Origin of the sequence: Sphingomonas sp. GC_Shp_3 (genome assembly GCF_026540945.1) — a bacterium.
In the GTDB taxonomy this organism is placed as follows: Bacteria; Pseudomonadota; Alphaproteobacteria; order Sphingomonadales; family Sphingomonadaceae; genus Sphingomonas.
Genome location: NZ_JALNUT010000015.1, coordinates 1 through 13,275, shown reverse-complemented (window position 1 = coordinate 13,275; position 13,275 = coordinate 1). Strand labels below are relative to the sequence as shown.

Annotated in this window: 11 protein-coding genes; 5 read left to right on the top strand and 6 right to left on the bottom strand. The window is 58.1% G+C overall.

Annotated elements, in window-relative coordinates; genetic code table 11:
• The first annotated feature begins 23 nt into the window (after window positions 1-23).
• Window positions 24-2,195: a glycosyltransferase gene (locus tag OXR00_RS18355; RefSeq protein ID WP_267389669.1), complete on the top strand. Its 2,172-nt coding sequence runs from the start codon at window positions 24-26 to the stop codon at window positions 2,193-2,195.
• Window positions 2,196-2,204: 9 nt separating this feature from the next.
• On the opposite strand, the gene OXR00_RS18350 is transcribed toward OXR00_RS18355, so the two are convergent.
• Window positions 2,205-3,113: an FkbM family methyltransferase gene (locus OXR00_RS18350; protein ID WP_267389668.1), complete on the bottom strand. Its 909-nt coding sequence runs from the start codon at window positions 3,111-3,113 to the stop codon at window positions 2,205-2,207.
• Window positions 3,114-3,373: 260 nt separating this feature from the next.
• Between OXR00_RS18350 and OXR00_RS18345 the strand changes: the two genes are divergently transcribed.
• Window positions 3,374-4,189: an ABC transporter permease gene (locus OXR00_RS18345; RefSeq protein WP_267389667.1), complete on the top strand. Its 816-nt coding sequence runs from the start codon at window positions 3,374-3,376 to the stop codon at window positions 4,187-4,189.
• 10 nt (window positions 4,190-4,199) lie between these two features.
• Window positions 4,200-5,330: a lipopolysaccharide biosynthesis protein gene (locus OXR00_RS18340; RefSeq protein WP_267389666.1), complete on the top strand. Its 1,131-nt coding sequence runs from the start codon at window positions 4,200-4,202 to the stop codon at window positions 5,328-5,330.
• Window positions 5,331-5,378: 48 nt separating this feature from the next.
• Here the strand turns inward: OXR00_RS18340 and OXR00_RS18335 are convergent, their stop codons facing one another.
• The 3 genes from OXR00_RS18335 to OXR00_RS18325 form a co-directional block, all read right to left on the bottom strand.
• Window positions 5,379-6,617 carry a polysaccharide biosynthesis/export family protein gene (locus OXR00_RS18335; protein ID WP_267389665.1) on the bottom strand — a complete coding sequence of 413 codons (1,239 nt, stop codon included), beginning with the start codon at window positions 6,615-6,617 and terminating at the stop codon, window positions 5,379-5,381.
• An 85-nt stretch (window positions 6,618-6,702) separates the two neighbouring features.
• Window positions 6,703-8,013: a glycosyltransferase family 1 protein gene (locus OXR00_RS18330; RefSeq protein WP_267389664.1), complete on the bottom strand. Its 1,311-nt coding sequence runs from the start codon at window positions 8,011-8,013 to the stop codon at window positions 6,703-6,705.
• On the bottom strand, window positions 8,010-9,101 hold the full coding sequence (locus tag OXR00_RS18325; protein WP_267389663.1) for a glycosyltransferase family 1 protein: 1,092 nt from the start codon (window positions 9,099-9,101) through the stop codon (window positions 8,010-8,012). The genes OXR00_RS18330 and OXR00_RS18325 overlap by 4 nt, the downstream gene beginning before the upstream one ends.
• Before the next feature lie 122 nt (window positions 9,102-9,223).
• Here OXR00_RS18325 and OXR00_RS18320 point away from each other — a divergent pair, with 122 nt between their 5' ends.
• Complete coding sequence (locus tag OXR00_RS18320) at window positions 9,224-10,345, top strand: glycosyltransferase family 61 protein (protein WP_267389662.1); 1,122 nt, start codon at window positions 9,224-9,226, stop codon at window positions 10,343-10,345.
• Window positions 10,346-10,451: 106 nt separating this feature from the next.
• Entirely contained in the window at window positions 10,452-11,690 is a 1,239-nt protein-coding gene (locus tag OXR00_RS18315) for a right-handed parallel beta-helix repeat-containing protein (protein ID WP_267389661.1), read from the top strand.
• 30 nt (window positions 11,691-11,720) lie between these two features.
• Here the strand turns inward: OXR00_RS18315 and OXR00_RS18310 are convergent, their stop codons facing one another.
• The gene (locus tag OXR00_RS18310) at window positions 11,721-12,377 is read right to left on the bottom strand and encodes an ABC transporter ATP-binding protein (protein ID WP_267389660.1); all 657 of its coding nucleotides are present in this window, start codon (window positions 12,375-12,377) and stop codon (window positions 11,721-11,723) included.
• A 155-nt stretch (window positions 12,378-12,532) separates the two neighbouring features.
• Window positions 12,533-13,275 (bottom strand): GDP-mannose 4,6-dehydratase (locus OXR00_RS18305; RefSeq protein WP_267389659.1); only part of this gene is annotated, 743 nt, incomplete at its 5' end.

Sequence of the window (13,275 nt, the reverse complement as noted above, 5' to 3'; positions counted from 1 at the left end):
GCCAGCACGCTAGGGGACAGCGGATGCAATCGATCAAAAGCTGGTGGGGCGGCATTTCGGCGGGCTTGCGGCTCCATCCGAAATCGAATGGCGTGCGAGTACGCCGGGCGACCGCGGCTTATATCAGGACAGGCAATATAGCGCGTGGGCGCCAAGATTGGTCTCGCGCGGCGAGCGCCTATCGCAGAGCGCTCGAACGTGAGCCGCACCTCCAGCATCTGTGGGTGCAGCTCGGTCACATGGAGAAGGAAGCAGGCGAGATCGACAGGGCGGCCGATGCCTATCAAGAAGCCGCACGCCTGCGACCGGACGACGCCGAGCCGCTGATCCAGCTCGGACACATGGCCAAGGCGTGGCGGCAACCGGCCGAAGCTGCCGGTCATTTCGTCGCTGCCCTGCAGCGCAATCGCGCCAACCTTCAAGCGACGTCGGAACTCGTGCGCCTGATGCCCGATCGTGACGAGGTCGATCCCGGATTATGGATCGCGGTCCTCGACGTGCTGGAGATCGATCCGGCCGATCTGCAATCGGATGATACCGGGCATGTACCCGCAGGCGCGGTGGTGCTCGACGTGACCGACCTGCTCGCCTTTTTCGGGCAGCGTCGGTTGCCGACCGGCATTCAACGCGTTCAGATCGAAGTGTCACTGGCGTGTCTCGAACCGCGTTTCGAGCCTCAACCCATGTTCTGCGTCTATGCCAGCGCGCGGCGCGGTTGGATCAGGCTGTCGCACGATCATTTCGATGCTCTGTGCCGGCTCGCCCGGCAAAGCGACGACATCACCGATCCCGACTGGACCCGCCAGCTCGACCGGATGTACCGCAGCATCGCGGTTGCCCGTACGATCCGCTTTTCACCCGATACGGTCCTGATCAATTTGGGGACGTCCTGGTCTGACCGGAATTACCTGCTCGATGTCCGCACCATCCGCGCGCGCGATGCGGTGGTATATGTTCCGCTGGTCTTCGATCTGATCCCGCTGATCGGGCCGCGATGGTTTATCCACTCGCTGGTGCGGGATTACCGGGCGTGGTTCGGGTCGCTGTTGCATTCCGCCGATGGATGTCTGGCGATTTCGGAAGCGACGCGTGAAGACCTGTTGCGCAAATCCGTCGAATGGAAGGTGCCGGTGCCACGCGGCGCAGTGCCGGTGGTACGGCTCGACGGGGATTTCCGCCAGGCTGCAGCGGGTGTCGAGGTTTTGCAGGGCTATGGGCTAAATGCGCAAGGCTACGTCCTATTTGTCTCCACGCTAGAGCCGCGCAAGAACCACCAAGGTGCGTTTGAGGCATGGCTAACACTGGCTAATACGCTTGGCGAAGCTGCGGTGCCACGGCTCGTCTGTGTTGGCGGGCGGGGGTGGCTTAACGAGCATCTCCACCAGATGCTGCGCGATCGGCCCGCGCTGCGGCGTCTGGTGCTCATTCTGCACGGCATCCCCGACGATACGCTGGCAACGCTGTACCAACATTGCCTGTTCGCGCTTTACCCGAGTTTCTACGAGGGCTGGGGCCTGCCGGTTTCAGAGGCGCTGTCCTATGGCAAGGTGCCTGCGATCTCCCACGTCTCCTCGCTTCCGGAGGCGGGAGGGAGCTTTGCCCGCTATTTCGATCCCTATGCCGCGACCGACATCGCGGAGACGGTCCGTACCCTGCTCGACGCGGATACGCGCGAGCAGGCCGAGGCCGCGATCCGCCAAGCTTATGTGCCACGGACATGGCATCACATCGCTGAGGATATGGTCGCGCAGGCGCGCGGGGTCCCCTCACGCGTGCAGGACACCTTGCCTTGTCTGGTCGATGCGGGATGCTGGACGTTGGCACTGTCCTCCCAGACCGGGGACGGCGACGGCGTGCCGCATGCCGAACAGGGCGAGGCGCTGCGACATGGTCGTGGCTGGTTGTCGCCGGGCATGACGGGATGCCGTGTCGTTGGCGAGGACGCCGCTTTGTGCCTCCGCTGGACGGGCCCGCGCGCGGCGATCCACATCCACTTCGCCGCATCGCCTGGTATCGTCAGTGTGAAGGCCGGCATCGACGGCGCACTTCAGGAGTATCGCGCCGAGCCCGGCGTCGCACTTGTCGTGTCGATGGTGCTGCCGGAGGCCCCTGCAACGCTGCGCATAGCGATCGTGCCGATCGCGGGCGAAGTCGTCGTGGAGAAGGTGGTGGTCACGCCAGCCGCGCACGCATGACCAACGGGATTAACGGACGAGCAGCAGCATCACGTCTTCGGTGGTAGGGGCGGTGAGAATGGCCTCGCGCGTCGTCGGCTGGATACCGGCCTCGAGCGTGATTTCGGCAAGTGTAAAACCGTCCGCGACGATCCGGTCGATGAAGGCGCCCGGATCGACATAGCGCGCCCTGGCGAATTCGAGCACGATCGTTAGCGGGCGCCGCGTATCCAAGATTCCGCTCATCCCATGCCAGATCGCCAGCTCGGACGTGTCGGCATCGATCTTGATAATGTCCGCGTTCAGCAACGCGGCATAGCTATCGAGACGACGCGTCTGCATCGGCCGGCTCTCAACTGTCTCATCTCCGGAAACCGGATGGTCGCCGGGCAGCAGATGGCCGTTTTTGGGCTCGTCGGTCGGCACGACCAGCAGGACGTCGCTCTCGGCATCCGACAATGCCTGCTCGTGCACCATGGCGATGCTCTCGAAGCCGTTGAGCGCAAGACTCTGGGCCATCCGTCGTGCCAGATCGATGTTGGGTTCGAAAGCGTGGACGTAACCGGTCGGGCCGACCAGATCGGCCATCAGCAGGGTGAAATAGCCAAGGTTCGCACCGACATCGACTACGGTCATGCCCGGCCGCACGATCTCGCTTAGCAACTCGGTCAGCCACATTTCCCAATAGCCATCGAGCAGCAAATGGCTCGACAGGCCGACGTCGTTGGTGTCGACGATCATCTTGTAGCGGCCCAGTACCCGGCACAGCGACCGGCCCTCGCCAAGGTAGGCGTTGGCACAAAGTTGCCGGATCACCGCTTCGTTGCGGTATCGGGGCTGCGTTTTGAGATGATCGAGATGGAACAGGCGGAGGCCGGCTTCGTCGGCGTGCCGACGAACGCGTGATGCGATGCCGGACAGAATGGTGAGAGGCTTCATGTCGCCGCCCATATGCCAGGCCGGCAGAGAAGGCGACCGTTACCCAAATCCGGCTGGTCCGACATACTTCGACATGCCGTTCGCCGCGCGCCCGCGCATGTCGGCTTGTCTCTTGTTTTCTTCCGGCCTAGACGCCGCGAGATGCGTGGCAGCGAATTCCGACGATCACGACGGCGTTCATGGCGTCGTTTAGGCGACCTTGATTTTGTGATCCTGACCGTAAGCCCGGCCTCCAACGGACCGTCGAAGGATATTCTGGCATGACGATGATTTCCGATACTTCGGGATCGACGGGCGATCGCGGATTTTTGCGTGGGCTCGAGGTTCAAGGAAGCGTGATCGGCGCGCTGCTGATGCGCGAGCTGCATACCCGCTATGGGCGAGAAAATATCGGTTATCTTTGGATTTTCCTAGAACCAATGACTTTGGCCGCAGCCGTGGCGCTTCTCCACGTCGGTAGCGGATCTCATGGCGACACGATCAACCCCGTTGCCTTTTCCTTGCTTGGATACACAATATTTTTGATGTTTCGCGGGATGATATCACGCGCGGAAGGCACGTTGGAATCAAATATGCCGCTGCTCTACCATCGTCGCGTGACAATATTTGATATGATGTTTGCTCGAGCTCTCCTCGAGGGAGCTAGTACATTAGTAACATACGTCGTACTTATGGGCTTTATTATAATAATAGGTATAACCACATTTCCGGATCGTCCTTTAGAACTAGTCACCGGAATAATATTAATGTTTTGGTTTTCTTTTGCTCTTTCACTGATAATATGTGCGTGGACACATGATAATCGGTTAGTGGCACGTTTAGTTCACCCAGCAACGTATCTTCTTATGCCGTTATCTGGTGCGTTTTATCAATTAGTCTGGATACCCGAGCCCTATAGAACGTGGTTATCGTATTTTCCTACTACAATAATATACGAACTAATACGCTATGGGCAATTTCATGCTGCAAAAGACACCTACGTTGATGTTCCGTATGTGATCGGCTGCTGCCTTTTGCTGACCTACGGCGGGCTTGTGTTTATTCGGGCAACACGACGCCATATTCACCTCCATTAAGGTATATATCTTGAGCAACGCCTCCTCAAAGGACCAAACCGGATTGATTGGGTGGTTGCGGACGCATCGCAACTGGTGCCTGATCGTCCTGCTTCCGACAGTTTTGGTCGCAGCCTATTATTATCTTATCGCTGCCGACCAATATGAGTCCGAAGCGCATTTCGTCGTGCGGACCTCGGATTCTCAACCCGCCGCACCAAGCGGACTGGGCCAAGCCTTGACGTTGGTGGGAGGCGCCTCATCTGAGCGTGATGCGTTGGTTATCGCGGATTATCTGAAATCTCACGATGCTGTTGCTGCATTGCAGGCAAAAATCGGACTGGTTCAGCGCTATCGACGCCCCGAAGCGGACTTTTTCTCGCGGCTGTGGTCCGCCCATCCGTCGCCTGAACGTCTTGAAAAATACTTCGACGGCAAATCGAATGTCGACGTCAGTACCGAGACCGGAATTACGACGGTGAAGGTGCGTAGCTTCCGACCCAGCGATTCGTATAAGATCATCCAGGAATTACTCAAACTCGGCGAAAACCGGGTGAACACGCTTAATCGGCGGAATTATGCGAACGCCGTGGCGCTGTCGCGTGCGAAGGTCGAGGAGGCAGAAACTAACCTCTCGCAGATCCAGGGGCGGATCACCCGGTTCCGTCGCGACGAGCAGGATTTCAATCCCCAAGTCACCGGTGCCACCCGCACGACCATGGTTTCCGAGTTGCAGGGGCAGCTTGCCGTTGCGCGCGCGCAGGAATCGTCCATGGCGGCGGTACTTTCGGCAAACAGCCCGCAGTTGGTTTCCGTGCGGCAGCGTGTTGCAGCACTGTCACGGCAGGTTGCCGCTGAAACCGCGAAGCTGTCGCAGGGGCCGGGTAACGTGGCTTCCGGGCTGGGTGCCTATGAGGGCATCAAGGTCCGGCAGGAGATGGCCGGCAAACAGCTGGACGTCGCATATGCCGCCTTGCAGCGCGCGCAGGACGATGCCCGCCGTCAACAGCTCTTCGTGGTGCCCGTCGTCGATCCGAACATGCCGGTGCGGGCGCTTTATCCGCAGCGCACTAAGGTCGTCGTTACGACCTTCCTGGCGTTGCTGTTGGCTTACGGTATTGGCTGGTTGATCGCAGCGGGCGTTCGCGAACACGCCGCCTGATTGTTCCCCCCGACCCGGCGCGACCTTCGCACCGGGTCGGGACAAGCATTACCGCGTCGCGTTCTGCACGGCGAGGATAGGCGAGAACAACTGACCCAGCGCTTGCACCAGCTTGAGTGGCTGATTGGCCGATGCGTTAGCGATGTATATCACATCCTTATCATGCATCACAAAGCGCTGCGCCAGGAAGTAGTTCTGCGCGCTCTGCATATCGATACGATAGGCGATCGGCTTGACGGGAACCGCCGCTGGCATCGTCGGATCCTGTGCCTGCGTCGCCGCGACGGGGGTCATGCCTGGCGGCAAGCGGAACACGAACACTGAGCGGGGATCGGCACGTCCGTCGTTCGGTCCACCAGCGCGCGCCAACGCTTCCGCCAGCGTCAGCGTACTGCTCTCGAAGGGGATTTGTGAGATCCGGTCGATCGCGCCGAACACGGTAAAGGTGCGGGGCTGGCGGATTAGCTCAATGCGATCGCCGCCCAGCAGCACAAGATCGTCCGGCGAACCGGACAGGATCGTGTCGAGTGGCTGCTCTACAGTGCGACCGCGACGCGTGAAGCGCACGATCTCGTCCTGCGGACCGGTTCCGGTTGCCGTCGAGGTCCCGGTTTGCGCCGTGCGAGTGATCCCGCCGGTATCAGCGATCACATCGAGTAGACGTTCGCGCGCTAGGGTCAAAGGCACGCGTCGCGGGTTGGTGACGGCCCCCATGACGACGACAGTGTTCGAGACGTTACGGCGCAATGTGACAATCACCTGCGGGCTTTGCGACTTGCCATGTAGGCCCGCGACGATCAGGCGTTGCACCTGTGCCGTGGTCAACCCGCCGACTGAGATGGTGCCGATGTATGGGACGGTGATCTCGCCATTGCGATCGACGACGATCCCGCCGTCGCCGACCGTTTCGCCGCTGGCAGAAGGCGCCGGGTCGCCACTGACGGAGGTACCGCCCGTCGCAAGGTTGGCGCGACCACCGAACAGCGATGCGCCGACTTCGTAAATCTCAATCGAAAGTACGTCGCCGGCGCCGAGCGTATCGACATTGCCTTCGGCCGCCAGGGTGGCGAGCGCGCCCCCCGGCATATCCACCGTCGACAGCCCGGCGATGTTATCAGGCGCGATATCGACGATCTGAAAGCCGATATCGTTACGCTTCGACGCGTCCTTCGTGATCTGCGCTCCGGTGGGGCCATTTCGCGGCAACGTAGCGCAAGCGCTCATCCCCGACATCGCCAATAACGCCAACCCTGGACGGACGATCTGTACCGAGCGTGCAACACGCATGATTTTACTCCAATGCCACCCAAGACGCTCGGGGGAAGATACATGGCCTGTCAGGGACGATCCCGAACCTACCTCGCGAACGCGCCTAGCGTTTGGCGACTTGCTGGTAAAGTTGACGGAGGCGTTCGGCAAAAATGGTATGGCTGAATTTGGCGGCCTGAAGCGGACCCTGGATCGCTAGCTGATCCCGCAAGGCCTCGTCCTGATCGAGCCGGCGGATGGCGTCGACCATCGCGTCGACGTCGTAGGGATCGACGGCGAGTGCGGCATCTCCGGTCACTTCGGGAAGCGAGCCGGTGGTACTCGACAGCAGCGGAACCCCGGCCGCCATCGCCTCCAGCGCGGGCAGACCGAAGCCTTCGTACAACGCCGGGAATAGACTTGCCTTGGCGCCGTGCAGCAGATCGGTGAGCAGCGCGCGGGGGACATAATCGATCCGGCGGATCCGATCGACGCCGGGCAATTGCCGACCGTGTGAGACGCCGAGTAGCTTCAGCTCGCGATCGGCGTGCCAAGCTTCTCCCCCGACGATGACGAGCGGCGTTTCGAGATCGGCTTCGAGATAGGCCTGTATCACTCGGCCGAGGTTCTTCTTCGGCTCAATCGCGCCGAAGAACAGGAAATAGCCCTTCATCTCAAGGTCGAACAGACGCCGCAACCGACCCGGCAGCGATGCCGGTTCGCGCAAGGCCGGCATGTCGCTGGCCTGGTAGCAGTTCGTTACCCAATCGGGATTGGCGCCCAGCAGTTCGACGATATCGGCGCGCGATTTTTCCGAAACCGTGACGATATGATCGCCACGTTCGACGCAGGCGCGCGTTAGCGTATCATAATAGCGTTTGTCTTCGAGGCTGGCACGCGGCAGGCGCAGCGGCACAAGATCGTGGAGTGTATAGATGTTGCGCGCGCCCGCCAGCTGCAGCGGCAGTGGATAGGTCCAGTGCATGATGGTCGGCGGGTTCGGTACGCGCAGCGTCATGAAGCGGCCATAGCGACGGAAATGCCGGGCGCAGACGTCATAGATCTCGCTGAGATTAAACAACCTGTCGAACCGTGGCAGTCGATCGCCGGCATCCTCGAGGACCGCGCGGCCGGTGACGGGGATCTCGATCATATCGTGCGTCAAGGGATGCACCCGCCAGCGGCGGATCTTCTTGCGCAGATTGAGGCGGGCGGGCGCATCCGCGCCGAGCTGGCCGAAGAACAGAGATTCGCGAAGACTGACATCCGCCTTGCGCGGGATGTTGACGCCGAAGATCAGATCAATCGGATAGCCAAGTTCGTCGATCGCAGCGGCTAGGTTGCGGCCGTAGGTGGCGACGCCGGTGCCCTGCGGCAAAGCAAGGTTGTAGCCGTCAAGTCCAATGCGGATGGGGGATGTGGGGTGGTCGGTCATGCCATCCCGTACAGGGTCAGCAGGCGCTGTGCATAGGGGGCAAGCGCGAAGTGCCGCGCGCGTTCGAGACCCAGCGCCGAGAGGCGGCTGCGCAAGGGCGCATCACCATCGATCGTGATCAGGGCGCGTTGCAGCGCCGTCACGTCGAGCGGCTCGACCAGCAACGCCGCATCGCCCGCGACTTCTGCCAAGGCAGGAACATTGGCGGCGAGGACGGGCGTACCCAGCGCCATAGCTTCGGCGACCGGCAAACCGAACCCTTCCGCCAGCGACACGAACACTAACGCACGCGCATTGGCGAGGAGCTGAAGCACGGTGCCGCGCGGTTGCACGCCCAGTCGGATCGCTCCGGGCGTCGCGGCGATCTGCGCGTCGATGCTCGCCGCATCCAGGCCATCCGGCCCCGATATCACCAACGGCGTGGCGATCCCGCTGGCGCGATAAGCCCCGAGCAGGCGGTGCAAATTCTTGCGGGCTTCGACCGCGCCGACATAGAGCAGGTACTCGCCGCGGCGCAGTCCGGCGGGCAACGCCCCGTTTGCCATGCCGACGACGTCTACCGCCTGATGGCACGCCGTCACCGCATCCACAGGCCATCCCATCCGTTCTACGATCTGCATGCGCGCAGCGCCGGATACGGTCGCGAAATCGCCGCCCGATCGTCGCAGCGCCTCCAGCAGGCGGCGAAGACGTGGGCCGTTGACGGGGCTGGGGATCGCCGGATCGAGCGGCAGTACGTCATGCACGGTGTAGAGATTGCGCCAGCCGATCACCCGCAGTGGCAGCGGATAGGTCCAGTGCATGATTGCCGGCGGGCCGGGCAGGGCGATCGGCATCGGCCGTTTGTGTATGTCAAAGAACACCTGCGCCTCGCGGAAGACGTCACGAATGAAGAACCCCTGCGCCCGTGCCCCCGCCACCCGGCGCCACGGGCGTGCGGCTGCCAGCAGCTTGGCGGCCTGCGACCGCTGCATCACTCGATCGCCGCTTTCGAGGATCAGTGGACGGATGTCCGCGACCTGAAGCGCGGCGATTACGGCGCGGGCGAATTGCCCGATCCCGGTACCGGCACCAGCATCGGAGAGCATCCGGCCATCAAGGCAAACTCGCGGCTCCAAAACGGCAATTGGCGAAGGCATAATTTTTCCTAGCCGTCACCCGCGAAATTTTCTAGTATTTGATTAAAAGCAAAGAGCTAATACATCTTCAATTGGAAGCTGAAAAATTGTCACATTTACCACAAATTGAAATCGAAAAATTGGCAATTGTACAATCAGATACTATTAATACAGAAAATACCTATTCTGGATTCAAGTTGTTTCGACAAGCAGAAAAATCTTTAAAACCGAGCACTATAAATACAATATCTAATAAAGAAGATATGATATCATGGTTTTCATATGTAAATAGTGTGGAGAAAAAAGTTCCAGCACTTGGATGTTATGAAATCGAAAGTATCCATATCACTAGCCATGGATTGTTGTTTAACGGAAAAGAGCATGTTCGAGAGGTGTCGCATATCGCAGATGTTGCGTCATTAGACGCTGAAAATATCGTTGCCGATAAACCTATGAGCAAGAAGACTTGTAAGAATCCTGGGGTATCTATTATTGGGCCAGGATATAAAGTCTACGGGCATTGGCTAGTTGATTTTATTCCGCGTGTAAAAATAGCGCAGGCTTTATACGGCCATGATCTAGGAGGCGCGTTAATCCCCCTGCCCACCGATACACCTAAGTGGGCGTTGAATCTTCTATCAGTCGTTGCCGGCATATCGAGCGAAAATATTGTCTTTTACGATATGCAAAAAGAGAATATCTTTTTTTCGAAAGTAATCGTACCAACGTACGCCCATGCCAGTTATCATTTCCATCCCGCTATGTCTGGATTTTATCCACGACCTGCGTTTCACAAGCCGTTCCGTAAAATTTGTATAACACGAAAAAACTACGAAACTGAAACTAGCGGCGTTCTAAAAAAGCTTGTGGGCAGAGACCTGTTTGAAAAATACGCGATATCGCGCGGATACGAACTTTTCGCGCCGGAAGACTTTACGGTAAGAGAGCAAATCTCTATATTTAGAGAGGCGGGTAAAATAGTCGGCGAATACGGATCGGCGCTTCACAACGCGCTTTTTTCGAATGCTGGCGTTACAATCGGCATGATAAGATGCCCGAATGACGTTCAATTACGGATTTCGGCTCTCCGGCAACAGCCGGTAGTTCTTTTGTTGCCTGAAAATGAATGGATAGCTGATTCTGGAGCGCAGACGTACGATTTATCGCAGAACAGCATAGAAAGATTTTTTGATGAAATGGAGATGTCGAGGTGAATCAAAATTAATCAAGTAAATTATATGGTATTATAAAGTTACTATTATACTTAACGCTATGATCCAAATTTAAACAAATTTATTATATCATACTTAAGTGATTAATATGAGCGTATTTTGTCAAAAATGCTGGGCTTTATTGCTGTTCGTCTTGATCCTGATGATCGTGTTGAATAGCGCGATGAGCGATGGCGGTGCAGATCGTGCGATCGCTAGTACCGGTTCGAATGCGAAGCCTTGTCTTGCTGCCAACCTGCTGGTGGGAAAAGCACGTGACGCTGGACCAGCATTGCAGGCATGTATGGATGCGACGCCCGCGAAAGGAACGGTCGCGCTGCCAGCCGGTCGATATCTGATTGCGACGCCGCTCCGATTAAAACATTCGATGACATTAATGACTCGAAACGTTTCGTCGACGGCGCCTCCTTGCTATGCGGATGAACGTCGCTGCGCGGTCCTGCATCTCGCGATCACACCTTCGAATGTCGGAGACGCGTTCATGCCGTTCGACATCGACAGCAACGCTGTTCGGCTGGATCATCTGGTCTTTCAAGGGACCCTGTTAAGCGATCCCAATCTCTCAGCTAAACGTTGCGCGGTCGAAAAGGACCGTTCCATAGCGGGCGGTTTGAGGGTTCGTGGCGATATGCTCGTTATCAACCGGTCGGTGTTCCGCGACATGGCATGCTATACCGCGTTAGAATATGAAGACGGTGTTTCGACAGTCTTTATCGACAACGATTTTACCGGAAACGGCCTTCATAAAGGTCCGCTGCATTGGGCGGATGGATTGACGATTCATCAGGGCAAAAACCTGAACGTCTCTGGCAACCGGTTTCGCGACAATACCGATGTTCAATTGATCTTCGGGGAATGCATCGGCTGTACGGTTGCGGACAATCGCTTCAGTCATAGCGTGGCTGCTGGCGGCGGTTCCTTCGCAGACCTGATGCTGCAGGCCTGGCCCAAAGTCACCAGTGGCAATTTTACCGGCACTAAAGTCGTTCGAAACACGATCGATTGCGGTCCACAGCATCGTTGTGGCTTTGGTGTCATGATCGGGTCGGCGCCTTGGTACGATGCTCCCGCGTTCGGCGGCTCAGTAACGGACAATATTGTGCGGGGGGCGATGCTCGGGATCAATGTCGATCGTCTAACCGGACCAATGACGATTGAGAGAAACCAAGTTTCAGCGTCACCCGGGATGTATTCCAGCAATTGTGGCCTTCGTCAGGTTACAAAAGCTATCAATATTTCTCCGGAATCTCGCCGTTTCTTAACTATGTCAACGGCATCGGAGGTATCTTACCGCGGATGCATACTAAATCACGTAATCGAGCATTAAGGGCGTAAAAACGCACTATTCTTTGTAATTTTAGCTAGCTTGATTGTGGAGATGAACCTCAATGGCTTCCTCGATTGATTCATAGAAAACAAGTTCGCCTTTGTTTAAAACGGCGCCGCGTTCGCAATAGGAGCGAAGCGTGTGAGGATCGTGACTGATCATCACTAGTGTTCCCGCCGACCGGCGATGATGCAGCGCCTCTTCGCAACGTTGCCGAAACCGATCGTCACCTGCGGCGGTGACTTCATCAACCAAATAGCAATCGAAATCGACCGCCAGCGAGATACCAAATGCCAACCGCGCCATCATGCCGGCAGAGTAGCTATAGATAGGCTGATGGAAATACTCGCCAAGCTGTGCAAAATCCTCGACGTAATCAAGAAGATGTTTGATATCCTTGCTGTATATACGCGCAATAAAGCGCGCATTATCGGCACCAGTGAGACTCGACTGAAAACAGCTTGAGTAGCCAATTGGCCAAGAGCAGGATACGGTGCGAACGATGCGACCTGCAGTCGGAGCTTCGACCCCGGAAATCAGCCGCATCAGGGTAGATTTACCGGCACCATTTGCACCACAGATACCAATACTGCACCCGGTCGGAATTACAAAGCTAAGGTCGTTGAGAACGTCCTTGCGGAACTTGCGGATATGGTAGCTTTTGGAAACATTTTCAAAAGAGATCATCAATCAGGACCATAGTATTTGATGATATCGCCACGCACACGCCTGCTTGATACGATAAGCGTGCGACACGGTAGGGTACCACCGGAAGTCTCTAACGTAAGGCCAAGCCGCATCTTTCTCAAGCTACGGCCGGTAAGCGGATGGCAAGGGGAGGTTCAAGCTTGGCCTGCAGCATACATCCACCGCAGCGTGTCGCTGATCGCACTCGGCTGCCAGTCCGGCAGTGTCTCGCGGAGCAGGCTGGCGTCGCCGCCCAGAACCTCCACGTCGCCCTTGCGCACGAACGCCTGGTTGACCGTTACCTCGAGATGATGGCCGCTGATCGCCGTCAGTCGATCAAGAATGTCACCAATAGAGGAAACCGCGCCGGTCGCGATGTTGACCACAGGCGGAACCTCCTTCGCCAGCGCCAGCCCGACGCAAGCTTCCGCGACCGAGCGGACATCGCCGAAATCGCGCCGCACCCAGGTGTTGCCGAGCTCGATCACGTCCGCACGCCGGCGGAAATGGTCGACGATCTTGGGGATCAGATACTGAGTGTCCTGGCCGACGCCGGTATAGTTGAACGGCCGCGTCACTACGATGTCGAGCCGGTCGCGCCAGAGATCGGCGCCCTGCTCCATCGCACGTTTGCTGATCGCGTAATGGTTGGAAGGGTTGGTCCCCGCATCCTCGCCGATCAGCCCCTCGGCCCTGGGGCCGTAGACCTGCGCGCTCGACGCCAGGACGCAGCGCGCGCCGGGTGTTTTGTGGGCGACCGCATCGAGCAGATTTAGCGTGCCCAACTGGTTGACCGTATAGAACGCCTGCCAGTCCGCGGCATGGACGAAAGCGTGACCGGCAAGGTGGATCACCCGATCGAACTCGAGCGCATCGACCGCCGCGCCAACCGCGTGCG